This window comes from Flavobacterium rhamnosiphilum, from assembly GCF_004349195.1.
Taxonomy (GTDB): domain Bacteria; phylum Bacteroidota; class Bacteroidia; order Flavobacteriales; family Flavobacteriaceae; genus Flavobacterium; species Flavobacterium rhamnosiphilum.
On the sequence record NZ_SMLG01000002.1, the window covers coordinates 1 to 26,044 of the forward strand.

The window sequence follows — 26,044 nt, forward strand, 5'->3', positions numbered from 1 at the left end:
GAAGCGGGTGCAAAAGTACAACTTCTTTTTTCAACTGGCAAGAAAATTTTGAAGTTTTTTTTAGAAATATTTCTATCTCGTTTTCTTCTCTTTTCTCATCAATCTGTCAAGGAACTTTGCGCGTTTTGCGGGGTGCAAATGTAACATCCGTTTTCTAATCTCACAAGCTTTTCGCAATCTTTTTTTGAAAATAAATTTCCCGTTTTGATTACTATTACTTGCCAGTATTTAAAAGAACGTCTGCGTCATTGCGGGTGCAAAACTACACCCTTTATTCGCTTTTACAAGCTTTTTTAAACTCTTTTTTTAATCTTTTCTTAACCTAATCTTTAAAACGCTGAAAACATGATTCTTGAATCTCAAAGTTTTTTTAAACAAAACCCCAATCTTCTTCGGAGAAGGTGACTTTATGAGTAAAAAACAGCGGAAGTCATTATATATGCGATCATATCTTGCCTTCTTCTTTTATAGAATCCTTCAGGATATTGTGATTTATTGCCTTTTGACCGGATTACGACTTACCAAAACTACTTTCTTAGCCCCGATAGCAGTAAAAATCCTTTTCTATCGTTTCTTTTACGAGAGAAAAGATTACTTCACTATACTTTTATTTTAATCGGAGTTCAGTGAATTTCATTTGAAACGAATAGCAGGAAACAGCTCCTAATGGAAACATTTGCCCTTTACCTATATATAATGAGTACCAATTTTGTTTTTAGACCTAATTGAAGCAACAAACCTTACATATATATTGTATGTATTTTTGTAATGGTCTATATTTGCATTCTTAAAATAATAAACGATGATTAAGATTACTTTGCCCGACGGGTCAATTAAAGAGTTTGCTCCTGGGATTACTCCTATGGATGTTGCCAAGAGCATTAGTGAAGGATTTGCCAGAAATGTAATTTCGGCTTCTTTTGATGGTACAACTGTGGAAACCACAACTCCTTTGACGACGGACGGCAGTCTTATATTATATACCTGGAATGACGAAGGCGGGAAAAAAGCTTTTTGGCATTCGACTTCACACGTAATGGCACAGGTTCTTGAGGAAATGTATCCTGGTATCAAACTAACACTTGGACCAGCAATATCCAATGGGTTTTATTATGATGTGGATTTTGAAGATCAGAAAATAACTGATGCTGATTTTAAAAAGATAGAAGACCGTGTTCTTGAAATATCAAGAGGGAAACATGAATTCAAACTGCGTCCTGTTTCTAAAGCAGCAGCTTTAGAACTATATAAGGATAACGTTTACAAAACAGAATTGATTACAAATCTTGAGGATGGAACCATTACGTTTTGTGATCATGACACTTTCACAGATTTATGTCGCGGTGGCCACATTCCAAATACTGGAATTATCAAGGCAATGAAAATTATGAGTGTTGCAGGCGCTTACTGGCGTGGTGATGAAAAAAACAAACAACTGACTCGTGTTTACGGAACTTCGTTCCCAAAACAAAAGGATTTAACTGAATATCTAGAATTACTGGAAGAAGCGAAACGTCGTGATCACAGAAAATTAGGTAAAGAACTGGAACTGTTTGCTTTTTCACAAAAAGTAGGCGCAGGTTTGCCATTATGGCTGCCGAAAGGTGCTGCTTTGAGAGACCGTCTTGAACAGTTCTTGAAAAAAGCTCAGAAAAAAGGCGGCTACGAACAAGTGGTGACTCCGCATATTGGTCAGAAAGAATTGTATGTAACTTCAGGGCATTATGCAAAATATGGTGCCGATAGTTTCCAACCTATAAGTACTCCAGCTGAGGGAGAAGAGTTTTTATTGAAACCGATGAACTGCCCTCATCACTGCGAAATTTACAATGTACGTCCTTGGTCATACAAAGATTTACCAAAGCGTTATGCCGAATTTGGTACTGTTTACAGATACGAACAAAGTGGTGAATTACACGGTTTGACTCGTGTAAGAGGGTTTACTCAGGATGATGCGCATATCTTTTGTACTCCAGAACAACTGGATGAAGAGTTTAAGAAAGTAATTGATTTGGTACTATATGTATTTGGTTCTTTAGGCTTCGAAAACTTTACTGCTCAGATTTCATTGAGAGACAAAGAAAACAGAGATAAGTATATAGGTACAGACGAAAACTGGGAAAAAGCAGAAAATGCAATTATCAATGCTGCTGCTGACAAAGGTTTGAATACTATAGTTGAATATGGCGAAGCAGCTTTCTATGGCCCAAAACTGGATTTCATGGTAAAAGATGCTTTGGGAAGACAATGGCAATTAGGAACGATTCAGGTAGATTACAACCTGCCAGAACGTTTTGATTTGACTTACAAAGGATCTGATAACGAATTACACAGACCGGTGATGATTCATAGAGCACCATTTGGATCTATGGAACGATTTATTGCGATTTTATTAGAACATACAGCAGGAAATTTCCCTCTTTGGTTAATGCCGGAACAAGCTATAATATTGTCTTTGAGCGAGAAATATGAAATATATGCGAAAAAAGTTTTAGATTTGCTAGAAAATCACGAAATTCGCGCCCTCATTGACAACAGAAACGAGACAATAGGCAAGAAAATCAGGGATGCAGAAATGCAAAAAACCCCGTTTATGTTGATTGTAGGCGAGGAAGAAGAGAAAAATGGTACTATATCTATCCGTCGTCATGGACAGGAAGGAAAAGGAAATATCAGCGTTACAATAGAAGAATTTGCTGCTATTGTAAACGAAGAGATCAATAAAACATTAAAAGTATTTACAGTTTAACTTAAATTATAAAGTCATAGCAATAAGAAGCAACAGAGGTTACCAACCTCGCGTAGAAAAAAAAGATGCCCACAGAATAAACAGCCTTATTCGTGGTGTACAAGAAGTAAGACTTGTAGGTGAAAATATTGAACCTGGAGTTTTTAAACTTTCGGAAGCTTTAAGATTAGCTGACCAATTTGAATTGGATTTAGTTGAGATTTCACCAAATGCGGATCCACCGGTTTGTAAAATCATGGATTACAAAAAATTTGTTTACGAGCAAAAGAAACGTGATAAAATCCTAAAAGCGAAATCTACACAAGTAGTCGTTAAGGAAATTCGTTTCGGACCTCAAACAGATGAGCATGATTATGAATTTAAGAGAAAGAATGCTGAGAAATTCTTAAAAGAAGGGGCGAAATTGAAAGCGTTTGTTTTCTTTAAAGGTCGTTCGATTATCTATAAAGATCAAGGTCAAATCTTATTATTAAGATTAGCTACAGATCTTGAAGAATTTGGTAAAGTCGAAGCGATGCCAGTTTTAGAAGGAAAGAGAATGATTATGTTCATTGCTCCGAAAAAGAAGAAATAAGTCTTAAAGTCGAAAGTCATAAAACCGAAAGTCATAAGCTGACTTTTAAACTTTAGACTTTTAAACTTTAGACTAAAAGATAGTAAGTAAGAATAAATTAAAACACTAGGAAAAAATGCCTAAAATGAAAACCAAATCTAGCGCCAAGAAACGTTTCAAAGTTACTGGTTCTGGAAAGATTAAAAGAAAGCATGCTTTTAAAAGTCACATCTTGACTAAAAAGTCTAAAAAACGTAAATTAGCTTTGACACACTCAGCGCTAGTTCACAAAACAGATATGAAAAGCATCAAACAACAATTAAGAATTATCTAAGATCAATTGTTAGTTGTTAATTATTAATTGTTCACTCATGGTCTATAATTTATAATTTACAATTTATAATTATTTTAAAAAATTCTTTAGGTTAAAACAATTTAAAATAACCTTGGAGTATGGCTTTTAAGTTCTCTTGATTTAATTCGGGGCGCCTGCTACAAAAAAAACAGTAAAATTATGCCAAGAGCGGTAAATTCAGTTGCTAAAAGAGCAAGAAGAAAAAAAATAATGAAGCAAGCCAAAGGTTTCTTTGGTAGACGTAAAAACGTTTGGACAGTTGCTAAGAATGCGGTAGAGAAAGCAATGTGCTACGCTTACCGTGACAGAAAAGTGAATAAAAGAAATTTCCGTGCTTTATGGATTCAACGTATCAACGCTGGAGCTAGATTGGAAGGAATGTCTTATTCACAATTCATGGGTAAAGTAAAAGCTAACGGAATCGAATTGAACCGTAAAGTTCTTGCAGATTTAGCTATGAACCACCCAGAAGCTTTCAAAGCAGTACTTAATAAAGTAAAATAAACGTTTTATCAACTCAATTTAGATTACTTACTTATATAGAAACCTCAATCGAAAGATTGGGGTTTTTTTGTTTTTAACAATCTATTCTAATTAAAAAATATACAACTAATCTCAAAAATTTATTCTATTTTCGTAAGGATTTTTAAAAAATTAGACGTGATTCCTATCATTTTTCATTAAACTCAAATACTATGACTAAATTAAAACCCACACTCCTTCTTTCTTTAGTGTTTTTATTTATTACAAGTTCCACATTTGCTCAAGAAAAAACCAATCGCAAAAAGAAAAACAAAAAAGAGATTGCAGCTGCTAAATTAGATAGCATTAAGGCGAAAAAAACTGCTACTGTTTCTATAAATGATAAAATAAAAAGCTCTAAAAAAATTGAAGGCTTGTTTACCATGTATCAGGATACGGTTACCGGAAATATGCAACTTTACATTAAGAAAAACCAACTGAATAAGGAATTTATTTATCAAAGCTATTCCATGAATGGACCAACGGCTTTGTTTTTAAATCAAAGTATGCATCGTGCAACAAGTATTTTCAACATAAAGAAAGCCAATGACAAAATTGAATTTGGATTAGTAAACACCGCTTTTTATTACGACAAAAAAAATGCCGTTAGTAAAACAGCCGGTACTGATATTTCAGAAGCAATTTTCTTAGCTGAGAAAATTGTAGCACAAGACAGTACTGGTTTCTTAATTGTTGCTGACGGACTTTTCTTAAGTGAAAAATTAGATCCCGTGAAACCAACAATGCCTCCAGGAATACCTCCGGGAGCAATTTTCAACCTTGGTAATTTCAATTCAGCAAAATCAAAATACCATAGCATCAGATCATTTCCTAATAATACTGATGTAGTTGTAGATCTGGCTTATGATAATCCAGCACCTTTAAATGGCGGTGGAGATGACATTACTGATGCACGATATATTCGTGTTCGTATGCAACATACATTTTTAGAAATACCAGAGAATAATTTCAAATCCAGACAGGATGACCCTCGTATTGGATATTTTGGGCAAACTATTAACGACCAAACCAGTATAAAACCAACACCTTATAAAGACATTATCAATCGATGGTATTTGACAAAAAAAGATCCTACGGCAGCTCTCAGCGAACCTGTAGAGCCTATTGTTTGGTGGGTTGAAAATACAACCCCTGTTGAATATCGTCAAACTATTGTTGAGGCAGGTAATCGTTGGAACCAAGCTTTTGAAAAAGCAGGTTTCAAAAATGCTGTTGTGATGAAAATACAACCTGACACTATTGATTGGGATGCAGGAGATGTGCGTTATAATGTTATTCGTTGGGTTGCTTCAGCAAATCCAAATTATGGTGCAATTGGACCCAGTTTTGCCAACCCAAGAACAGGACAGATTTTAGGTTCTGATATTACAGTAGAATGGAGTTCAGGAAGCAGATCGCCAATTTATGATGAATTGTTTTCGGCGAAAAGTATTCAAAATCAAAACAATCTAAACACCTATTTTCATTCAGATGGGCATCTTTGTACGATGGCAAGTGAACTAAAAAGTCAGTTTTTGACAGGTGCAACTATAGCAGAAGCTTATGATGAAGATCCAAAAACTATTTTAAAAGTTCATAAAGAGTTTTTATATTATTTAATCTTACATGAAATGGGTCATACTTTAGGCTTAAATCACAATATGAAAGCAAGTCAAATGTTAAGTCCTTCTGAACTTAATGACACTTCAATTACAGAAAAAATTGGTTTAATTGGTTCTGTAATGGATTATCCTACTATTAATCTTTCTTTGGATCGAACAAAACAAGGAAACTATTTTACTACAAAACCCGGACCATACGATCTTTGGGCCATTGAATATGGATACAAAGAATTTGATGAAAAACTGGAAGAAAATGAGTTAAACAAAATTCTTAGCCGCAGTACAGAACCAGGACTTGCTTTTGGTAATGATGCGGATGACATGAGAGCATCGGGAAAGGCGATTGATCCACATGTAATGATCGAAGACTTGAGTAGTGATGCAATAGGATATGCCGAAAGCCGATTTAAATTAGTCAATACTGTAATGCCTAAACTCAAAGTAAAATATAGTAAAACTGGACAGAATTATGCAGAATTACGCTCTAGATTCAGCATGCTAAACGGACAAAGAAGAAACATGATAGCTGTAGTAAGTCGCTATATTGGCGGAGTATATGTTGACCGAAGTTATGTTGGGCAAAATACAACTGAAAAACCATTCACCCCTGTGTCTGAAGCTGAGCAAAAAAGAGCAATTGAGGTATTGAATAAATATGCATTTGCACCAAATGCATTTGAAGCTGACGTCTCTTTATACCCTTATTTACAATTACAAAGACGTGGATTTGGATTCTTCTCTTCTACAGAAGATCCAAAATTGAGTGGCATATATCTATCCATGCAAACTGATGGAGCGCTTTCACACATTCTGCATCCTACAACATTGCAAAGAATTTCTAACACTAGTCTCTACGGCAATACGTATTCAGTAGCAGAAGTTATGAATGATTTAGTTAGCGGAATATTCAAAGCTGATTTAGTTGGAAAAGTAAATATGCACAGACAATACCTTCAAACTTATTTTGTTAAACAGGCTATAGAAATTTCGGATATAAATTCTTCCAGAAACTCTTATGATGATATTTCGAAAGCTGCCGCAAGACAAACATTGAAAAAAATTAAATCAATACTTCTTACAGCATCTTCCATAGATGAAAGTACCCGAGCACATCGCGGCAACCTTATTTTCCTAATCGATAATGCACTTTCCATAAAATAATTTTTTAAGCATAAAAAACTCCCATTCTAAAAATCAGAATGGGAGTTTTTTTTAACTATAGTTTAGTCCTTTATGTTACTATTGTTTTAATTATTTATCAATAATATATTGCGTAATGATTTTATAGGATGCAAACCGGAACACTCTAAATTGCTTAGTAAATAGTTTCAATGTTTTAATTAATTTCTGTATTTTCGGAAAATGATTCTACGAAAGTTAGCCTCCATAGTTTATTTATTATCATTGTCGTTCTTTTTAGTGCTTCATTCTTGTGAAAAAAAGGTGCAAAACATTCCCAAGAAAAAACATAATACAGCTGAAATTGATCGGCTGACTGACCTAGGAGACAAATATTTTGAAAAATCAGAATACGATAGTTCCTACTATTATTTTAATAAAGCAAAATCAGCCTGTGATGAAAAAAAAGATGTTTCTAAAATCATCTATTCAATATCTAATTTGGCTACCATCCAACAAAACCAAGGGGATTATTCTGGTAGTGAAACTACAGCTATGGAGGCCATTCCTTTTTTAGAGAAAACTTCAAATCCCAACTACAAGTGGAACATTTATACTATATTGGGTAATAATTATTTATGTGTATATGATTATGGAAATGCTCTTTATTACTACAATAAAGCATTAAATTTAAAAACTGATGAACTTCGAAAATCAGATATAAAAAATAATATTGCATTTGTAAATCTACAAATGAAAGAATTTAAAAAGGCGGCTACTATACTGGAGCCTTTAATTACCAGAAGAGAAGTATTGAATGATTCATCTAGTTATTCAAGAATATTGACAAACCTAGGGTATTGCTATTTTAAAATAGGTAATTCTAAAGCATTAAATTATTTAAATAAATCACTTCAAATAAGACTTAAAAGGAATGATATTGGTAAAATTTCAAGCTACGCTTATCTATCCGAATATCATCACAAAAAAAATAAAAATTTAGCAAATGACTATGCATTATTAGCCTATAATGCTGCTACAAAATTAAAATGCCCAGATGACCGCCTCTATAGTTTAAAATTATTAATTGAACTCAATACAGGAAATAAATCCAAAGAATATTCTATAAAATACATACATATCAATGATAGCATTACTAAAGTAAGACAAAAGGCTAAGAATCAATTTGCCAAAATAAAATACGATTCAAAAAAAGAAAAAGATGAAAATCAGAAACTAAAAGCCCAAAAAATACTTCAATTAGAGCAACAAAAAAACAGAAATCTATTATTATACTTAGTGGTCGGAATTATAATTATGATAAGTGTTTTTATAACTAATCTACTATTAGCCCGAAATAAAAGAGAAAAGATTAAAGCTGCTTACAATACCGAAATTCGGATTTCTAAAAAACTTCATGATGAATTGGCTAATGACGTGTATCACACTATGGCTTTTGCGGAAACACAGGATTTATCCACCAGTCAGAATAAAGAAATATTACTGACCAACCTGGATACTATTTATTCCAGAACACGAAATATATCCCTAGAAAACAGCACCATAGAAACAGGAACATTATTTGTATCCCATTTGAAAGAAATGATGTCCGGATTCAATACAGATAAAGTAAATGTACTGGCTAATGGAATGGATTCGATTGATTGGTTGACAATAGAAAGTAATAAAAAGATTATTGTTTATCGTGTGCTTCAAGAATTACTGGTTAACATGAAAAAGCACAGTCAATGCAGTTTAGTTGTACTGACTTTCAAAAAAAATGGAAATAAATTACAGATAGATTATACGGACAACGGGGTTGGAGCAACATTAGACCAATTAAATTTAAAAAATGGGCTTCAAAATGTGGAAAACCGTATTCAGGCTATAAAAGGAACAATTACTTATGACACTAAATCCGATAAAGGGTTTAGAATACATTTTATTTTTCCAATATAATTCTAATTCACCTGCTTAATCAAGTTTTAACTACCAAAGTTTAAACAGTATAATTATCTAAAACACTGATAATAATTTAATTGATGCATAGAAACTGAAAGTTCCAATTCTTCCTCTAAAACTATACTCTAAATTGTCTTGAAGATAGTTTCTATATTTTAATTAATTTCTTTATTTTCGGGGAATGATTCTAAAAAAGTTACCCCCAATAGTTTATTTTTTATCATTGTCATTCTTTTTAATACTTTATTCCTGTGAAAAAAAGACGCTAAACAATCCCAAGAAAAAACACAATACAGCTGAAATTGATCGACTAATTGATCTAGGTGACAAATATTTTGAAAAATCAGAATATGATAGTTCCTATTATTATTTTAATAAAGCAAAATCAGTCTGTGATGAAAAAAAAGATGTTTCTAAAATCATCTATTCAATATCAAATTTAGCTACCATTCAACAAAACCAAGGGGATTACTCTGGTAGTGAAACTACAGCTATGGAGGCGATTCCTTTTTTAGAAAAAACTACAAATCCCAAATATAAATGGAATATTTATACCATAATGGGTATTAATTATTTATATGCATATGATTATGAAAATGCACTTTATTACTACAACAAAGCATTAAATTTAAAAACTGATGAACTTCGAAAATCAGATATAAAAAATAATATTGCTGTTGTATTCATGGAAAAGGAAGATTATAATACAGCAATAAAAATTCTACAACCTTTATCTTTAAAAAAAGAAGTAATTAATAATCCTGAAGCATTTTCCAGAGCAATCGATAATTTAGGATATTCCTATTTTAAAGTAGGTGATTCAAAAGCAATTAATTATTTGAATCATTCCTTAAAAATAAGAACGCAAAGAAAGGATGACTGGGGACTGATTTCAAGTTATTACAATCTTTCTAAGTTTTATCAAAAAAACAATCCAAATTTAGCCATAGATTATGCCCTAATAGCTTATGAAAAAGCAACAAAACTAAACAATATTGAAGGTCGATTGCTAAGTTTAAAATTATTAATTGAACTCAATACAGGAAATAAATCCAAAGAATATTCTATAAAACACATACATATCAATGATAGTATAAATAAAGTGAGACAAAAGGCTAAGAATCAATTTGCCAAAATAAAATACGATTCAAAAAAAGAAAAAGATGAAAATCTAAAACTAAAAGTCCAAAAAATTATTCAATTAGAACATCAAAAAAAGAGAAATCTAATATTATATTTAGTTGTGGGAACCATTACTGTAATCAGTATTTTTATAACTAATCTACTATTAGCCCGAAATAAAAGAGAAAAGATTAAAGCTGCTTATAATACCGAAATTCGGATTTCTAAAAAACTTCACGATGAATTGGCTAACGATGTCTATCAAACCATGGCTTTTGCTGAAACTCAAGATTTATCCACAAATCATAATAAAGAAATATTGATTTCCAATCTAGACACCATTTATTCAAGGACACGAAATATATCCCGAGAAAATAATGCTATGGAAACCGGGCCATTATTTATATCTGATTTGAAAGAAATGATGTCCGGGTTTAATACCCAGGAAGTAAATGTGATAACTAATGGAATGGATTCAATCAATTGGATGGCATTAGATAGTAACAAAAAAATCATCATTTATCGTGTTATCCAAGAATTGTTGGTCAATATGAAAAAACACAGCAAATGCAGTTTGGTTGTTCTAACTTTTAAAAAAATAGGAAACAAATTACAAATATATTATACGGACAACGGGGCCGGAGCAACATTAGAACAATTAAATTCAAAAAATGGACTCCAAAATGTGGAAAACCGTATTCAGGCCATAAAAGGAATAATTACTTTTGATACTAAATCTAATAAAGGATTTAAAGTGCAATTTATTATTCCAATATAATACTCGATTCTATGTTCCATAAAGTTTTAGTAGCCGAAGATTTAGACAGTATCAGTATCGCTGTTGTTCAAGCACTAGGGGAAATCTCCATCTTAGAAATTCATCATGCCAAATACTGTGATGATGCTTTTTTAAAAATAAAAAAAGCGCTTCATGATAATCAGCCTTATGACTTATTAATTAGTGATTTATCATTCAAGCCAGACCATCGAGAAAATAAGCTCTGCTCCGGAGAAGAGCTAATTGAGGCTGTAAAAAAAGTACAACCTGACATCAAGACAATAGTATTCTCTATTGAAGATAAATCCTTTAGAATAAAATCACTTTTCAATAACTTAGGAATTAATGCCTATGTATCTAAAGGACGGGACAGTATTCCTGAGCTCCAGAAAGCAATTCAACGCATTTATAACAATGAAGAAATCAAACTATCGCCTGAATTATCTCATGCTTTAAGAGACAAATCACTTTTTGAAATTGAATCCTATGACATTGCGCTTTTGAAATCATTATCTAAAGGTTTAACTCTTGAGGATATTTCATCGGAATTTAAAGATTCAGGAATCATTCCAAATGGCAGCAGTAGTCTCGAAAAACGAATAAACAGATTAAAAATATATTTCAAAGCCAGCAATAATGTGCATCTTATTGCCATTACCAAAGATTTAGGCTTGGTCTAATCTTGTTACTACTTCTTTCCAACAAAAAAACTGTATAACGATAAATTGAATCCATTTAAAAAAATTAATAATTTCAAATTGTAGAAACTCATTAATTTTGCATTTTTTTTAAAATAATCACCCCTTTTACGGTTTCCCGTAAAGAAATGATTTCTAAAGATATTAGGTTTGGCCAATACAACTTTAAATCATATAAAATGGCTGATTTTACAAGAGAAGACTTAGCATTTGCTGGATATTCACAAACTATTGATATAGAAAACGATCCTAAAACTATTGAAGTTCTTGATAGGATTTGTGTTAATAAAACAGAAGAATTTGAAGTAGTACATTTCTGCAATCAGTTTCTAAAAAAATACAAAGTTCCTCAAACAAAAGCAAGTTTTCAAAAAGCAGAAAGCTTTTTACAACATCCCTCTTTAGAAAACGAAATCTACCGACTACAATTATTAGACTGGATTGCAAGCAATTGGGTAAAACAATAATAATCTTTTATTTTAAGGTGTCTAATTCAGAATATTTTATAAGCTGAGACAGCCTATATAACATTCTTGTATTTAATTTTCTAATGGTTTACGGTTTCCCGTAAGACAATCACTTTTATCACCCCTAATTTTGATGCCATAAAACAATTTAAGTTATGAAGAAAAACGAAACCAAATCCCTTTTGAACGTACTCGAAAAAAATAAAGAGGAACTTATCTTAGATAAATGGGATCAAAAACTCAATGATTATGATAATTATGTCAAAGAGTATCTCATTCATTATAAAAAATCACTTAAAGGCAATACACTTTCATTATCAAGATATCCTTATTTAAAAGTTAAGTCTGAAAGCTTAAGCAAAAAACTCAATAAAGGAATAAAAAAAGAGCTATTAACAAAAAAACAACTTACAAAAGTTTTCAAAATCCGAAAGAAAATTGTGAATGCATGTTCTAACTAAATATAGTCTTAAAAAGAATAAATGAAAAAAATTATATTCATAGGACTATTGCTATTTATGGCTCTATTCTCCTGTCCCTCAAAACAACAGCTACAAATTCATCTCAACAATGTTCATAATGATAATGGGTTATTAGAAGATAAAGACAACACTAAAACTTTAATTCTCAAAGAAAAGGCAGACATTGATCTTTTTACTAAATCAGGAAAAACGAATCCAATTCAAAATCGTATTGGCATTTCTATAAACCAACGACTAATAAAAAGTCCCTCCAGACACCGAAAAGGAAAAATTATCTACATCCAAAAAAACACAAAAACTCATAATACTGAGTTTGAATAATACTTATTTATATTTTTTTACCCCAAATGAGGAAAACCGTAAACTAATGATTTTTTATGGAGGTAGGTTTACACAAATTAAAATACGAAATCAATGAAACCCTTAATTATTTTGAAATCCAATCTATTATTTTCAATACAAATTGCTATAATGTTTTTGGGTACCATTTGTATCATTTATTTGGTATATAAAATTTGGAAAAGGAGATAAAATAAAGAAAACCATAAAGTGATGTTTTTTTTTTATGGTTCAGGTTTGAAGTCAATCAATTAACTAAATAACAAACTATGGAATTAACGAATCAACTCAAATCATTAGCCGATAAAATCAATCAGTTAAAAGATAAAATCGAAACCGAAGAATCTACTAAACATGCATTTGTATTGCCGTTTATCAACATGCTGGGTTACGATGCCTTCAATCCGCTGGAAGTTGTTCCAGAATTTACTGCTGATTTAGGTTTGAAAAAAGGAGAGAAAGTAGATTATGCCATTTTTCAAAATGGGGATCCCATACTCATTGTTGAATGCAAAAGTTGGAAAGAAAATCTCACAGTTCACAGTTCCCAGTTATTTCGCTATTTCCATGTTACCAAAACACGTTTTGCTCTTTTAACCAACGGAATCCAATATCAATTTTTCACCGATTTAGATGAGAAAAATAAAATGGACCAAAAACCATTTCTTGAGTTTGACATTGTCAATCTCAAAGAAAATTCCATCATTGAAATTGCTAAATTCCATAAATCAAGCTTCAATGTTGACCATATTGTAAACAATGCAAGCGCATTGAAATATACAAAAGAGATCAAAAAACAAATTAATGACGAATTAGGAAATCCTTCCAATGAATTTGTCAAATTGTTTGCAAACAAAGTCTACACCGGAAGACTAACCGAAAAAGTCCTGGAAGAATTTAAAGAATTAGTCCAAAAAGCATTCAATCAATTTATCAGTGAAAAAATTAATGATCGCTTAAATGCCGCTCTCAACAAAGAAACCATTAAGCAAAAAGCAGAACAAATTGAGCCTATTGAGGAAGAAAGTCGTGTAGTCACCAGTGAAGAAGAAATGGAAGGCTTCCGAATTATAATTGCGATTCTAAGACGCAAACTTCCAGTAAACCGAATCATTTGTAGGGATACTCAATCTTATTTTGGGATTCTCCTAGACGATAATAACCGAAAACCATTATGCAGACTGCATCTCAACGGAGGAAAAAAACACATTGGCCTTTTTAATGATAATAAAACCGAAGTGAAACATGCTATTCAATCTGTTGATGACATTTATCAATTTGAAAAGGAGCTATTAGAAACGGTTGGGTTGTATGAAATGGAGTGATTTCCTTTTAAATCAGGAATCATAGTTATTTTGGCTAAAGCCAATTTATCTCTCCTCCAGCTGAAGCTGGTGGCAATTCATAGTTGAAGAATTATATTCTGAAATAATTCAAAAACAAGAGGCAGTTTAAAATTTAAATAATTATTTAATTCTCCATTTTTATTTGATTCTAATAGTTTAAATTGCCCCATTTCCAAATGAGGGCAATTTAAACTATTAAAACCTAAAAGGCTTTAGCCAAATTATAGTAAACAACAATCAACTAACTAAATGAAACCCCTCTTTTCCCTCCTGCTCCTTCTTATTTCAACCTTTACTTTCTCCCAAACCAAACTCATTTCTTGGAACATAGAAAATCTTGGTAAATCTAAATCCGATGGAACAATAAACTATATCGCCAATACACTTCGTGACTATGACATCATTGCAATTCAAGAGGTTGTAGCGGGTTATGGCGGTGCTCAAGCAGTAGCCCGATTAGCTGATGAACTCAACCGCAAAGGAGCCAAATGGGATTATGTAATTAGCGATCCAACCAGCAGCAGCGCTTACAAAACGGAACGTTATGCCTTTATTTGGAAAACGAGTAAAGTCAAGAAAATAGGAAAAGCTTGGCTCGAAAAAAAATACCATCTAGAGATTGATAGGGAGCCGTATTTTTGTACGTTTCAATATGGAAACAAACAATTCACTATCGTTAATTTTCATGCTATTACTAAAAATAGACAACCTGAAACTGAGATAAAGTACTTCCGGTTTTTACCCGATGAATATCCTAACTTGAATTTAATATTTGCAGGCGATTTCAATTGTCCGCAATCGCACACGGTTTTTAATCCCTTGAAAAAAATGGGGTATCAATCGATTTTGGTCAACCAGAAAACCTCTTTGAAACAAGAATGCAAAAATGGTAAATGTCTCGCTTCTGAATTTGACAATATGTATTACAAAACTTCAAAAATCAATACTATCAATTCGGGAATTATCCCTTTTCATAAAAATTTTAATTCCCTAAAAGAAGCCAGAATAATATCCGATCATATCCCTATTTGGTTTGAATTCTCTTTGAATTAATTGACATACAATAGAAATACTGACAGGTAGTATAAACCTGTCTGATGAAGGATAAAAAAAAAACCACTCAAATTGAGTGGCACTTAGAAAGATCTAAATTTAGTTATAAAACCAGTATTGGCGCAATAATTCCAAAACTTAATCTTCCTGTATTTTTATCTTCCAAACCATAAGCGTTTTCAGCATAAGAAGAGTAATCGTATCTTCTGGCTATATAACCCAAATAAAATTTCAGGTTCAAATCTTTGAAAGGATAATATTCAACAGTCGGAATCAGACCATAGCTAGTATATAATTTGTTGCAAGCATTAACATCAGGATTACTATTCCAATAAGAACTGTGAGACATAAGAGTTAAGACTAAATTTACTTTTGGTTGAACTCTATACTCTGCTCTTAGCCAATTTTCGACGTATACCACATCTTTTGATGCATCATCACTCTTAACAAGTTTTCGAACAATACCCCTACGATCTAAATCTTCTGTACTGTACTTAAAATCATAATACAACAATAATTTATTGCTTTTAAACTTATTCCCAAGTGCGATATAATTCATGCTTGTGTTTTTGGCCTCATTAAAGAAACCATAGCTATAAGACGTTTCAAATTTACCTCCAAAAAAGGTTCCATGCCAATTACTTACAAATGCCAAAGCCGTTTTTGATTCTATTGTCCCATCTGGTACAATATTATCGTATTGTTCCTTCAAAACATTTGTTCTTGAATCCAATATTTGAAACATAAATGTATTCCTGCTATCCTTTAATTTATGGGATATACCAGCACCCGTTAAATTGTGGTCAGAATTATCCAAAATATCATTATACTCCAAAATATAAATTGCATTCATATCAAATTCATACCCCCCCAAATCAGCCAATAGTTTTCCCATAGAAAATTTGGTTCTAGGAGTAAAATCAATAAATAAAGCGGCAATATCAGTTGTTCTATTAATGTTATCTTGACTGCCTATTTTAGGAGCTCTTGTGTATCTATCACGAAATCTAAAACTCACTTTTTCATGAATCTTTCCTCTTATTTCAAGTCGAAATTGGTCGACTGAAAATACAGATTTCTCATAATCCCCATTTTCAAATTTAGAATTAAAGCTAAAGCGAGTATTAAAAATAACATCAACGTCTTTCAATAAAGATTGTTTTGACATAGGAATTATCGACTGATACAACAATGGATCCTCCCCTTGTTCTTGAGCAAGAATAATAATTGGAATAAATAAAACAATGAAACAAAACAATCTACTTTTTATATTATTTATAGTTTTCATAATCTTTTTATAAAATAATTGAACCTATTAAAAACCCAACAGCAACAGCGACAACAGTAGCGACAATACCAGGAAGATTAAAACTGTGATTGATAACATATTTCCCGATTTTTGTACTTCCCGTCCTGTCAAAATTGATAGCTGCTAATAATGTTGGGTAACCTGGTAATACAAAAAAACTATTTACCGTAGGAAAGGAAGCTATCAAAACTATGGGGGATAACCCCAAAGCAATACCCAATGGTATCATAGTCTTAACTGCAGCAGCTTGGCTAAACATTATGATTCCTAAAAGAAATAAAGCTATAGCAAAAGTCCAAGGATAAGCAGTAACAACGCTACCTAAAGACTCTTTGATGACAACCGAATTATTTTCCATGAAAGTAGAAGCCATCCAAACTACACCAAACACAGATATTGTTGCTGAAGCCATAGAGCCAAATAGACTAACTTGGGTAACAGCAACTGCACTGGTTTTTGTAATTAACATCATGGCAGCGGAAGCTGACAAAGTGATTAGACAAATAACAGTTACCATAGAAACGGTACCATCATCCTTAAGAACTAGATTTTTTGTTCCAGGTCCAAAATTGGGCAATAACTCCGGAAAAGCCCCAGCTATTACAATTAGCAAAATCGCAACACTAAAAATCATAACCGCAGTTTTAGCACCCGCTCTTACTTTTACACCATTACCTTCTGTACTGAAATCAATACTTCTAGCAAACTCGGGATCTTTCATTTTCTCAATAAAAATAGGGTCCTCATTTAATTCTAATCCTTTTTTTCTAACAACAAAACAAGCAACCAATGTCCCAATAAGACCTGCAGGAATGGATATCATCATGACATCAAAAAGGGCTCCGGGGTATCCCAACAACACTACCAGAGCAGCAGTACAGGCACTAATAGGACTACCTGTTAAGGCTAAGTGAGAGGCAATAACCGAGATACTTAGAGGACGCTCAGGGCGTATTCTTTTCTTTGTTGCCACTTCGGAAATGATGGGTAATATAGAATACACTATATGAGAAGTCCCAGCAAATAAACATAAAATATAAGTTGCAAAAGGGGCGATAAAAGTAACATTTGAAGGATTATTTCGAATTACTTTTTCGGCTAAACTAACCAAATAATCTAAACCTCCTGACGCTTGAAGAGTTGCGGCAGTAGTCACAATTGCAATAATAATTAACATAACATCCATAGGCGGCTCCGTTGGTTTCATGTGAAATCCTAGTACGAAAATCACTAATCCAAAAATACCCATTACACCGAGACCTATACCTTTCATTCGTGATCCGATAAGGATCGCGATTAAAAGGATTAAAAATTCTATCCAGAACATAAAAATAGTTGTTTAATTTGATTTGATTTAGTCACAATTATACTGGGAGGTACCTAAAAACAGGACTCCTTCCAATTATAATTGAATACTATTCTAAAAATATTTTTTGAATTTCTGTCCTATCATTTGTTTTCAAAAAGAAAACAGTAATAAAACGCTATCTTTTGAGGATTAAGATCATCCCCAACAATAAAAAAGTGTAGTGTTATCATCATTAAGTAAAGTAAACCCACTTGAATCCGCTGTATTAGAACGTCATTCAAGAACATCTTTCTCAGATGCGTTTTCAAGTGAATTACTTACTGAAGCATTAATATAACAGATCCCAAAGCCAACACAAACTATTCATTTAACATTTTCGTTTGCTAAAACGTTAACGATAACAAGGCCGGAATCTGAATATTCATAAAAATTTATGAATTTATGAACTTAGGGTTTATCAAATTTTCTAATGAAAAAATTTCATCCCATTTGTCTTGAGTAATTTCCTTACGCTCTATTACTACAATCTGATGTATACTTTTGTTTGTTTTAAGCGCTTCTCCAGCAATACTGGCACATTCTTCATATCCAAGGATTGGATTCAATTGGGTAACTATTCCAATACTATTCATTACCATATTAAAACAATGATCTGTATTTGCCGTAATTCCAACAATACATTTGTCAACTAAGGTTTCGATTGCATTTCCCAAATAGTCTAATGAAGTAAACATTGCAAAAGCAATTACTGGCTCCATAACATTTAATTGTAACTGACCTGCTTCTGCAGCCATTGTCACTGTTAAGTCTTGACCAATAACATAAAAGCAAGTCTGATTTACTACTTCTGGAATTACAGGATTTACTTTACCCGGCATAATTGAAGATCCTGGTTGACGCGCTGGCAAATTAATTTCATTAAATCCTGTTCTTGGACCTGAACTTAACAAACGTAAATCGTTACAGATTTTAGAAACTTTAACTGCAGTTCTTTTTAGAGTACCCATAATTTGAACATAGGCACCCGTATCAACAGTCGCTTCAATTAAATCTGGAGACAATGTTAGAGGAATACCTACTTCTTTTACTAAATAATCCACACAAATTTCTGGATATCCTTCTGGAGCATTTACTTTAGTTCCAATAGCTGTAGCTCCCATGTTTATTTCTAACAATAAACTTTGTGCCTCTTTTAATCTCTTAATGTCTTCGCCTATAGTAGTTGCGTAGGCATGAAACTCTTGTCCCAAAGTCATCGGAACCGCATCTTGCAATTGTGTACGTCCCATTTTTAATACACTTTTGAACTCTACTCCCTTTTTAGAAAAAGCAATTTCTAAACCGCCTAAAGTTTTAATAAAGCGTTCCATTTTTAAATAAAGTGCAATTCTAAAAGCTGATGGATAAGCATCATTCGTAGACTGAGAACAGTTTACATGATTGTTCGGGTGTAGAAAGTTATATTCTCCTTTTTTATGACCTAAATATTCAAGACCAATATTTGCGATTACTTCATTTGCATTCATATTTACTGAAGTTCCAGCTCCACCTTGAATCAAATCACTAACGAACTCTTGATCAAATTTACCGGCAATAAGCTGATCACTTCCATAACAAATAGCTTCTGTAATTTTTGTGTCTAAAACACCACAATCTTTATTTGCCAATGCAGCAGCTTTTTTTACATATCCTAAAGCTTTGATAAATAAAGGCTCTTTTGAAATTGAGATACCGGTAATGTTAAAATTTTCTACGGCTCTAAAAGTCTGTATACCGTAATATAAATGATTCGGAATTTCTAATTCACCTAAAAAATCATGCTCTTTTCTTGTCGTTTTCATAATAAAATTAATTTGTAATTATTTAATAAATTGATAATTTTCTATGTCTAAAAAAATAATTACTAAAAAAAACATGCTTTTTTTTTTACGGAAAATCATGTTTTTTGAACAACCACCTTCTTAAGACTTAACAAATTTAATAGGTAAAAAAAAGAATAATTGTGATAAATATCATGTTTGAAGAATACACGATTTGGCATGTCAGGAGCAGTATACAGAATTATGAGGTCCTTTAACATAATAAAAATACAATGAAAAATTAAGTGGTGAAAAAGAGAACAAAAAGTAGTCATTCCAACGAAAACACCACGAATGTTTTCTTCAAATTATTTTAAAAAATTTTTCGATTTATAATTTCAAATCATTATTTGCATATAAAAAACCCAAATCAATAAGAAAAAAGGCTTTCAACTATCGTCTGGACACAAATATTTCAAAAAAAATTGACCCGTCCCGAAGACTCAAGACAGTTTGAATTTCAAAAAAAAAATCTGTGTAAATTTGCGATAATCTGCGTCCTCTTTTAAACTTATGTCCACGCGATAGGTCGTAATAATCTCTTTTTGTTTCTAGAAAATCGACATCCCCGTTTTGGTGGTCAATAATTCTAATGCATTCATTCCTAACTCTGAATTTCCTTTCTCATTAAGGCGTGGGCTCCAAGTGGCAACTACAAAATTTTTCGGATACAAAGCAGCAATTCCGCCGCCAATTCCACTTTTTCCTGGCAATCCTACTTTATAAGTAAACTCTCCCGATTCATCATAAAAACCACATGTTTGCATTAGAGCGTTCAATCTTTTTACTTGACTTTGGGCCAAAACTTGAACCCCTGATTTGGTTTTACCTTCATTGGCAAGAAAGAAAAAAGAATGGGCTAATTCCTTACATGTCATTTCTATGGAACATTGATGAAAGTAAAAATCCAAAACCGTTTCTACATCATTATTAATATTCCCAAACGACTTTAAAAAATTTGCCAAAGCAGCATTCCTGAAACGAAAGTCTTTTTCAGATTGCGCTACTTTAAAATTGAAATCAACAGTTGGACTTCCGGAAATCAATCTTATAAAATCCAGAAAATCTTGTTTTGGATTGTTCAAATGTGTCACAAGCATATCTGCAATAACTATTGCGCCTGCGTTTATAAATGGGTTTCTAGGAATACCTTTCTCATATTCTAATTGCACTAAGGAATTGAAAGCACTTCCAGAAGGTTCCACTCCTACTCGTTCCCATATTTTTTCATCCAAAAAGGAAAATGCCAATGCAACCGTTAATGCTTTGGACACACTTTGAATAGAAAATTTTTCATTACAATCCCCAACTCCATAATCTTCTCCAGCAATAGTTGTCAAATGTATCCCAAATTTATCCGGATCAACTTTTGACAATTCCGGAATTGAAGTGGAAACATTTCCAACAGTTGGAATTGATTTAGATTCTTGATATACTTCTTGTAAAATAGTTTCGTAGTTCATTGCCTTATGAATTGTAAATATTAACTGTTACCCTGAGGCAGTCTAAGGGTCAAATCCTAAATCCTTTACGTTTTCAGTTTTTTCTTTCTCGCAGCGGGAAACAATACATTATTCAAAATCAAGCGATACCCCGGCGAATTAGGATGCAAATCCAGAACTGTAGGTGGATCGCCTACTTGATGCTGAAAATCCTCCGGGTCATGACCACCATAAAAAGTGAACATTCCCTTCCCTTTTTGACCATGAATGTAACGTGCCTCACCATTAACCTCGCAAGTACCCATCATCAGAATATTCGATTTTATTAAAGAAGCATCAAATGCAGTCGTTTGTCCCATAAATCCTTTAACCAACTGCGTATGATTTTGGCACAACATACTGGGAATTGGATCCCATTTTGCCGAAAATTCCATTAAAGTAAAATAATCTTTCTCCATAGGAACTCTTCTTTTCGAAGTCATATCAATATCTGAAAATTCATATTGTTCCGGTCTTCTTTCTAAAATAAAATCTTTGAAGGCAAACGAATTACTGTAATTCATCTTTGATTGGTAATTTCCCTCACTCGGATCCCCATCAAACATAGCTTCACAAATATCAACGCCATCCGCAGCCAAAGCAATATCAAAACTATCCGTTGCGGAACACATGGCAAACATAAATCCACCGCCTATAACAAAGTCTCTAATTTTTTTAGCAACAGCGACTTTTTCTTGAGACACTTTAGGGAATCCTAATTTACTTGCTAGTGTTTCGGCCTCTTTCTTTTGCTCAATATACCAAGGTACATTTTTATAAGCTCCGTAAAATTTACCGTATTGTCCCGTAAAATCCTCATGATGCAAGTGCAACCAATCATAAAGTAATAGTTGGTCGCTTAAAACTTCTTCATCGTAAATTGGTGTGAAAGGAATTTCGGCATACGTTAACACCATAGTCACCGCATCGTCCCAAGGTTGCTTTCCTTTAGGAGTATAAACAGCAATTTTAGGTGCTTTTTCCAGTACAACTGATTCCATATTTTGGGAAGGACTGGATATTTCATTTAAAATGGCTAACTCTTCACCATCAGAAATAATCTCAAAACTCACCCCTCGAATCTGGCATTCTTTGCGTATTTCCTCAGCATCAGGCAATAAAAAGGAACCTCCACGATAGTTCAGTAACCAACTGGCTTTGTAATTTTTATCTAAACACCAATAGGTTATTCCATAGGCTTTCAGATGATTTTGCTGGCTCGTTTCATCCATTGGCAACAAAATAAAAGAAGCTTTAGCTGTTATTGATAACAGAAAAAAAAGCGAATACAATATTCTTTTGGACATAAGTATAAATCTATGTTAGCTATAAAAACAGGTAAAAATACGCATTTATACACTGTTCGAAGTCGCTAACTTTGAATAATATATTAAGACATATGATGATCATGAATAATAATGCCATACAAGAGAGAAAAAAAAATCAGCAGTTTAAATTTTTTTTAAAAAGAATCGGCTTGTTCCTATTAATCGTAATACTCATTGTGTATTATGTACTTTCTATTCAATTTATTCTTTCTTAATTTTCAACATTTAAAAAAAATAACATTCGTTGAAAAACCATTAAAGCAAAATTTAAATTTTTTAAATCCTACTCCTGAAATAAGCTATAGCTCCAAAACTATACAATAGCTCTTTCAAATATAGTTAAAATATTCAAGCGTTAAAAAATCATGGCGCCTTGAATCTTGGTTCCCCTTACCAAGTCATTGAGAAAACCTACCCAACATTACTATTGGCTTTTTTTATTAATCCATAAAACAAAATGCCTATGACTCTATTTTTTAAAATAGGCCTTAATCCCATCTTTTTATAAAAAGCGTGAAATATAGGGACAGAGCCTAAAAATCGATTCCGTTTTTCCTTTATAAAAAAACCATTGTATTATTTGGTTTATCCAGTCATCATTTCTATTGGCACCACTGATTATAAGGAAAAATAAATACCGAAATATCATTTTACAAAACATTTTTATTAATACCACACATCATGAAAACATTTATTATTACGTTGTTATTGGTAAGTTTTACAAATGCAACATACAGTCAAGATATTATGCTCACTGATTTTGAAAATAGAAATCCGGAAACAGAAGGATTACCCGGTATGGTTATAAAAACAAACGGGAAAGTTTCGTATGTGTATTTAACCGATAAACACCCCGATGCAGCAGTAAGAGAACTTCAGAAAAAATTTGTAGAATATTCTATTCCAAAAAACAATGGAGAAAATCCCATATACAGACTCAATCTGGAAAACAAAAAAGGCACTATCCTCGCATTCTATAGCGAAGATCAAAAATTAATTAGCGTAGATGAAAAATATAAAAACGTAAAACTCCCTAATATTGTTATGCATTCTATTCTAAAAGAGCTTCCGGGTTGGGTAGTTACAGAGGACACGTATTTTTATTCTCAAAAAAATGGCGTGGTTACAAAAAAACAGTACAAAATTAAAATAGAGAAAGAAAATGAAACGCGCACTATTGTAGTATATGCAGACGGCCAGATTAAAAAATAATGCTGCTGTCTTTTGAAAAACTATGATGAAGAGACTACTCAAAATTAATTTTTGAGTAGTCTCTTTTATCTTTTTCCTTGATAAATGTTTCGGTTTTATACCACTTGATCTTTGAAAATACTGTGATTATTCCCTGATGTCAGGCTGAGCGCAGTCGAAGCCCGGTCGCCCTTCGACTGCGCTCAGGGTGACACAAATCTGGCATTTATCCCCGTAAAATCTAAATAAAAATAGTATTATAAACTAACGAACTGTAAATTTCTTTATTCTAATAAATCCCCAAGAGTCACAATCTCGTTTTGTATGGCATAAACCACTAATCCTGCTATATTTTTACATTCCGTCTTCAATAATAAATTATTTCTGTGCCCTTCTACTGTTCTTGAACTGATAAATAGCTTTTCGGCTATTTCATTACTGTTATATTGTTTACATAACAACAACAGCACTTCTTTTTCCCTATTGGTCAAATGTTCCTCATCAAATCTGGATTTTGATATTTTATTGGGAGAGACCGCACATTCCTGAATGATTTTCATCACATAATCCGTATAATAAAAACCTTTTGCAGCCACTCCATTTATGGTGGCTAACAATTCTTTGGGTGTTGCATTCTTTATTAGATAAGAAACTGCTCCAACAGCTATCATATTAGCCACGAAAGATTTCGAATCATAACTCGTTAAAGCTATAATTTTAAGTTTAGGAAATTCTTTATGAATAATCTTTGTGGCTTCAACTCCATTTATTACTGGCATTTTCAAATCCATGATAATAATATCCGGATGATTATTTTTATTGTTGTGGAGGAAAGAAATCAATTCATCACCATTTGAAGCTTCAAAAATAATTTCAATATTTGTTTCACGTCCCAATAAAAAAGAAATTCCTTTTCTAAAAAGAATTTCATCATCCACTAATACTATTTTTATAGTTTTGTTCATTTTTTTAAAAATTAAAAACTACTGAAACTCCTTTATTCACAGCAGAATCAATAGTGATACTACCCTCTAAAAAGGCTACTCTGCTCTCTATATTTTTCATCCCAAGACCTTTTTTATTGGTATCCTTTTTCATGTCAAAACCAATTCCGTTATCGGAGTAACTGCAAATTTTCACTCCATTTTTTTCTTCAAAAAGAATAGAAATAAAAGTGGCTTTTCCGTGACGGAGTGAATTATTCATAAGCTCTTGTAAAATTCTAAAAACATGCAAATGCCTGTCATTATCAGCAATAGCAAATTTCGTTCTATTTTCATAATTTACTGTGACAGCTTTGGAACTGTTAAATTCCAAACACAATTCTTCCACACCTGCATGAAGCCCAAATTTTTCTAAAACGGGAGGCAACAAACCATGTGCAATTTTTCTGGAATTATCTAAAGCTTTCGCCGTAAGATTAATAATATTAGCAGTAATTTCATTAATCTCGTTTCCGGACAAATTAGGTGTTGTCAACAAATGAGAGTTCAGTGAAACGATATTCAGTTTAGAACTTATATCATCATGCAAATCTTGGGCGATTCGTTTCCGTTCTTCTTCTTGCGTAATAATTACCGCACTTAAAAGCTCTTTTTGATACTGGATTTCTAAATCTTTCTTTTCCAATTCTTTCTGGATAATTTTCTTTCTCGAAAAATAAAAAAATAAGACTAAAACCACAGATATTATTATAAAAAATGCCGAGGTATACAAAATGATTGCAACAATTTCTTTTTCGTATGCCAGATTTATCTTCATCACTTTTATTATTGACGTGTCTTATTTGAAAAACTCTTTTTCCATTCTACCAATATAAACATTTGATAAACAATATATAAAAACGCATTCAAAATCCAAGTTGTTTTCCTTAGTCCTAGACTTAGTCCAATTGTCAAATTACCTACAAGAAACAATATGGTACTTCCGAATAAATAGAGCAAAATCCCCATATTAATATAATAAAATTCTTTTTTTTCATTCAACATATTGTAAAAATGAAAGGTCGCATAAATAATCAATAAAAAGGAAGTAATGAATATTTCAAACAGATTGAATCTAAAAAACAGGCTTATATCGTTGGCATATTGTATCCCTAAAGCTAACAAACCGAAAAGCAAACCTAGTTTTACTATCTTTTTTTGGTGTTTTTCTTTTAAAATAGCTAAGAAAAAAAAACTCAATATGATAAATTGACCTATAAAATAAAAGTGGGATAGAAATAAATTGCTTCTTTTTTGTTGATTTAAAATTTCAGCCAAAATTTGAACCACAAAAACCAATCCTAAGTACAAAGTAAATATTTTATAAGCTTTCCCTTGATTGGAAAAGCTTATAAAAAAAAAGATTAAATTCAATAATAAAATAAAATATCCTATATATGCTAATATTTCAATCATT

The 26,044-nt window shown here is 32.3% G+C and carries 22 protein-coding genes; 14 read left to right on the forward strand and 8 right to left on the reverse strand.

Annotation, left to right across the window (positions count from 1 at the left end; genetic code table 11):
* The first annotated feature begins 802 nt into the window (after window positions 1-802).
* From thrS to E0I26_RS03740, 13 genes are all read left to right on the forward strand, one after another.
* Window positions 803-2,749 carry a threonine--tRNA ligase gene (gene thrS / locus E0I26_RS03680; protein WP_131915154.1) on the forward strand — a complete coding sequence of 649 codons (1,947 nt, stop codon included), beginning with the start codon at window positions 803-805 and terminating at the stop codon, window positions 2,747-2,749.
* A 16-nt stretch (window positions 2,750-2,765) separates the two neighbouring features.
* Window positions 2,766-3,323 (forward strand): translation initiation factor IF-3, encoded by a 558-nt coding sequence (gene infC, locus E0I26_RS03685; protein WP_369800971.1) that lies wholly within the window; start codon window positions 2,766-2,768, stop codon window positions 3,321-3,323.
* 115 nt (window positions 3,324-3,438) lie between these two features.
* A complete protein-coding gene (gene rpmI / locus E0I26_RS03690; protein WP_022827375.1) occupies window positions 3,439-3,636 on the forward strand; it encodes a 50S ribosomal protein L35 in 198 nt (65 codons plus the stop codon).
* A gap of 180 nt (window positions 3,637-3,816) precedes the next feature.
* Entirely contained in the window at window positions 3,817-4,161 is a 345-nt protein-coding gene (gene rplT, locus E0I26_RS03695) for a 50S ribosomal protein L20 (protein ID WP_091205336.1), read from the forward strand.
* 191 nt (window positions 4,162-4,352) lie between these two features.
* Window positions 4,353-6,962: a zinc-dependent metalloprotease gene (locus E0I26_RS03700; protein WP_131915155.1), complete on the forward strand. Its 2,610-nt coding sequence runs from the start codon at window positions 4,353-4,355 to the stop codon at window positions 6,960-6,962.
* A gap of 282 nt (window positions 6,963-7,244) precedes the next feature.
* Window positions 7,245-8,879: a tetratricopeptide repeat-containing sensor histidine kinase gene (locus E0I26_RS03705; RefSeq protein ID WP_131915156.1), complete on the forward strand. Its 1,635-nt coding sequence runs from the start codon at window positions 7,245-7,247 to the stop codon at window positions 8,877-8,879.
* A 184-nt stretch (window positions 8,880-9,063) separates the two neighbouring features.
* Complete coding sequence (locus E0I26_RS03710) at window positions 9,064-10,782, forward strand: tetratricopeptide repeat-containing sensor histidine kinase (protein ID WP_165929399.1); 1,719 nt, start codon at window positions 9,064-9,066, stop codon at window positions 10,780-10,782.
* Window positions 10,783-10,793: 11 nt separating this feature from the next.
* Window positions 10,794-11,462, forward strand: a complete 669-nt coding sequence (locus E0I26_RS03715; protein ID WP_131915158.1) for a DNA-binding transcriptional response regulator — start codon at window positions 10,794-10,796, stop codon at window positions 11,460-11,462.
* 197 nt (window positions 11,463-11,659) lie between these two features.
* Window positions 11,660-11,947: a hypothetical protein gene (locus E0I26_RS03720; RefSeq protein ID WP_131915159.1), complete on the forward strand. Its 288-nt coding sequence runs from the start codon at window positions 11,660-11,662 to the stop codon at window positions 11,945-11,947.
* Between the two features lie 155 nt (window positions 11,948-12,102).
* On the forward strand, window positions 12,103-12,408 hold the full coding sequence (locus tag E0I26_RS03725) for a hypothetical protein (RefSeq protein ID WP_131915160.1): 306 nt from the start codon (window positions 12,103-12,105) through the stop codon (window positions 12,406-12,408).
* A 21-nt stretch (window positions 12,409-12,429) separates the two neighbouring features.
* Window positions 12,430-12,750 carry a hypothetical protein gene (locus E0I26_RS03730; RefSeq protein WP_131915161.1) on the forward strand — a complete coding sequence of 107 codons (321 nt, stop codon included), beginning with the start codon at window positions 12,430-12,432 and terminating at the stop codon, window positions 12,748-12,750.
* 287 nt (window positions 12,751-13,037) lie between these two features.
* The gene (locus E0I26_RS03735) at window positions 13,038-14,093 is read left to right on the forward strand and encodes a type I restriction endonuclease (RefSeq protein WP_131915162.1); all 1,056 of its coding nucleotides are present in this window, start codon (window positions 13,038-13,040) and stop codon (window positions 14,091-14,093) included.
* A 270-nt stretch (window positions 14,094-14,363) separates the two neighbouring features.
* The gene (locus E0I26_RS03740; RefSeq protein ID WP_131915163.1) at window positions 14,364-15,167 is read left to right on the forward strand and encodes an endonuclease/exonuclease/phosphatase family protein; all 804 of its coding nucleotides are present in this window, start codon (window positions 14,364-14,366) and stop codon (window positions 15,165-15,167) included.
* Window positions 15,168-15,270: 103 nt separating this feature from the next.
* Here the strand turns inward: E0I26_RS03740 and E0I26_RS03745 are convergent, their stop codons facing one another.
* From E0I26_RS03745 to E0I26_RS03765, 5 genes are all read right to left on the reverse strand, one after another.
* A complete protein-coding gene (locus E0I26_RS03745) occupies window positions 15,271-16,455 on the reverse strand; it encodes a porin (protein ID WP_131915164.1) in 1,185 nt (394 codons plus the stop codon).
* Between the two features lie 7 nt (window positions 16,456-16,462).
* Window positions 16,463-17,803: an anaerobic C4-dicarboxylate transporter family protein gene (locus E0I26_RS03750; protein WP_131915165.1), complete on the reverse strand. Its 1,341-nt coding sequence runs from the start codon at window positions 17,801-17,803 to the stop codon at window positions 16,463-16,465.
* Window positions 17,804-18,216: 413 nt separating this feature from the next.
* A complete protein-coding gene (aspA, locus tag E0I26_RS03755) occupies window positions 18,217-19,626 on the reverse strand; it encodes an aspartate ammonia-lyase (RefSeq protein WP_131915166.1) in 1,410 nt (469 codons plus the stop codon).
* Window positions 19,627-20,195: 569 nt separating this feature from the next.
* Window positions 20,196-21,107 (reverse strand): glutaminase, encoded by a 912-nt coding sequence (locus E0I26_RS03760; RefSeq protein ID WP_131915167.1) that lies wholly within the window; start codon window positions 21,105-21,107, stop codon window positions 20,196-20,198.
* Window positions 21,108-21,172: 65 nt separating this feature from the next.
* On the reverse strand, window positions 21,173-22,432 hold the full coding sequence (locus tag E0I26_RS03765) for an asparagine synthetase B (RefSeq protein ID WP_131915168.1): 1,260 nt from the start codon (window positions 22,430-22,432) through the stop codon (window positions 21,173-21,175).
* Window positions 22,433-23,134: 702 nt separating this feature from the next.
* On the opposite strand from E0I26_RS03765, the gene E0I26_RS03770 reads away from it, so the two are divergent.
* Complete coding sequence (locus E0I26_RS03770) at window positions 23,135-23,665, forward strand: hypothetical protein (RefSeq protein ID WP_131915169.1); 531 nt, start codon at window positions 23,135-23,137, stop codon at window positions 23,663-23,665.
* 263 nt (window positions 23,666-23,928) lie between these two features.
* Here the strand turns inward: E0I26_RS03770 and E0I26_RS03775 are convergent, their stop codons facing one another.
* From E0I26_RS03775 to E0I26_RS03785, 3 genes are read right to left on the reverse strand one after another with little or no spacing between them, the layout of a single operon-like run.
* Entirely contained in the window at window positions 23,929-24,609 is a 681-nt protein-coding gene (locus E0I26_RS03775; RefSeq protein ID WP_131915170.1) for a response regulator transcription factor, read from the reverse strand.
* A 4-nt stretch (window positions 24,610-24,613) separates the two neighbouring features.
* Window positions 24,614-25,405 (reverse strand): sensor histidine kinase, encoded by a 792-nt coding sequence (locus E0I26_RS03780; RefSeq protein ID WP_131915171.1) that lies wholly within the window; start codon window positions 25,403-25,405, stop codon window positions 24,614-24,616.
* 8 nt (window positions 25,406-25,413) lie between these two features.
* Window positions 25,414-26,043 carry a hypothetical protein gene (locus tag E0I26_RS03785; RefSeq protein ID WP_131915172.1) on the reverse strand — a complete coding sequence of 210 codons (630 nt, stop codon included), beginning with the start codon at window positions 26,041-26,043 and terminating at the stop codon, window positions 25,414-25,416.
* Between the last annotated feature and the right edge of the window lies 1 nt (window position 26,044).

What these genes read in the sequence shown, in the direction of transcription:
- E0I26_RS03770 (WP_131915169.1), top strand. Translation starts at nt 23,135, where the DNA reads ATGAAAACATTTATTATTACGTTGTTATTGGTAAGTTTTACAAATGCA.
- E0I26_RS03780 (WP_131915171.1), bottom strand. Translation starts at nt 25,405, where the DNA reads ATGAAGATAAATCTGGCATACGAAAAAGAAATTGTTGCAATCATTTTG.
- E0I26_RS03745 (WP_131915164.1), bottom strand. Translation starts at nt 16,455, where the DNA reads ATGAAAACTATAAATAATATAAAAAGTAGATTGTTTTGTTTCATTGTT.
- E0I26_RS03775 (WP_131915170.1), bottom strand. Translation starts at nt 24,609, where the DNA reads ATGAACAAAACTATAAAAATAGTATTAGTGGATGATGAAATTCTTTTT.
- aspA (WP_131915166.1), bottom strand. Translation starts at nt 19,626, where the DNA reads ATGAAAACGACAAGAAAAGAGCATGATTTTTTAGGTGAATTAGAAATT.
- E0I26_RS03730 (WP_131915161.1), top strand. Translation starts at nt 12,430, where the DNA reads ATGAAAAAAATTATATTCATAGGACTATTGCTATTTATGGCTCTATTC.
- rpmI (WP_022827375.1), top strand. Translation starts at nt 3,439, where the DNA reads ATGCCTAAAATGAAAACCAAATCTAGCGCCAAGAAACGTTTCAAAGTT.
- E0I26_RS03720 (WP_131915159.1), top strand. Translation starts at nt 11,660, where the DNA reads ATGGCTGATTTTACAAGAGAAGACTTAGCATTTGCTGGATATTCACAA.
- E0I26_RS03765 (WP_131915168.1), bottom strand. Translation starts at nt 22,432, where the DNA reads ATGTCCAAAAGAATATTGTATTCGCTTTTTTTTCTGTTATCAATAACA.
- E0I26_RS03710 (WP_165929399.1), top strand. Translation starts at nt 9,064, where the DNA reads ATGATTCTAAAAAAGTTACCCCCAATAGTTTATTTTTTATCATTGTCA.
- E0I26_RS03785 (WP_131915172.1), bottom strand. Translation starts at nt 26,043, where the DNA reads ATGATTGAAATATTAGCATATATAGGATATTTTATTTTATTATTGAAT.
- E0I26_RS03735 (WP_131915162.1), top strand. Translation starts at nt 13,038, where the DNA reads ATGGAATTAACGAATCAACTCAAATCATTAGCCGATAAAATCAATCAG.
- rplT (WP_091205336.1), top strand. Translation starts at nt 3,817, where the DNA reads ATGCCAAGAGCGGTAAATTCAGTTGCTAAAAGAGCAAGAAGAAAAAAA.
- E0I26_RS03725 (WP_131915160.1), top strand. Translation starts at nt 12,103, where the DNA reads ATGAAGAAAAACGAAACCAAATCCCTTTTGAACGTACTCGAAAAAAAT.
- thrS (WP_131915154.1), top strand. Translation starts at nt 803, where the DNA reads ATGATTAAGATTACTTTGCCCGACGGGTCAATTAAAGAGTTTGCTCCT.
- E0I26_RS03750 (WP_131915165.1), bottom strand. Translation starts at nt 17,803, where the DNA reads ATGTTCTGGATAGAATTTTTAATCCTTTTAATCGCGATCCTTATCGGA.
- E0I26_RS03760 (WP_131915167.1), bottom strand. Translation starts at nt 21,107, where the DNA reads ATGAACTACGAAACTATTTTACAAGAAGTATATCAAGAATCTAAATCA.
- E0I26_RS03715 (WP_131915158.1), top strand. Translation starts at nt 10,794, where the DNA reads ATGTTCCATAAAGTTTTAGTAGCCGAAGATTTAGACAGTATCAGTATC.
- E0I26_RS03740 (WP_131915163.1), top strand. Translation starts at nt 14,364, where the DNA reads ATGAAACCCCTCTTTTCCCTCCTGCTCCTTCTTATTTCAACCTTTACT.
- E0I26_RS03700 (WP_131915155.1), top strand. Translation starts at nt 4,353, where the DNA reads ATGACTAAATTAAAACCCACACTCCTTCTTTCTTTAGTGTTTTTATTT.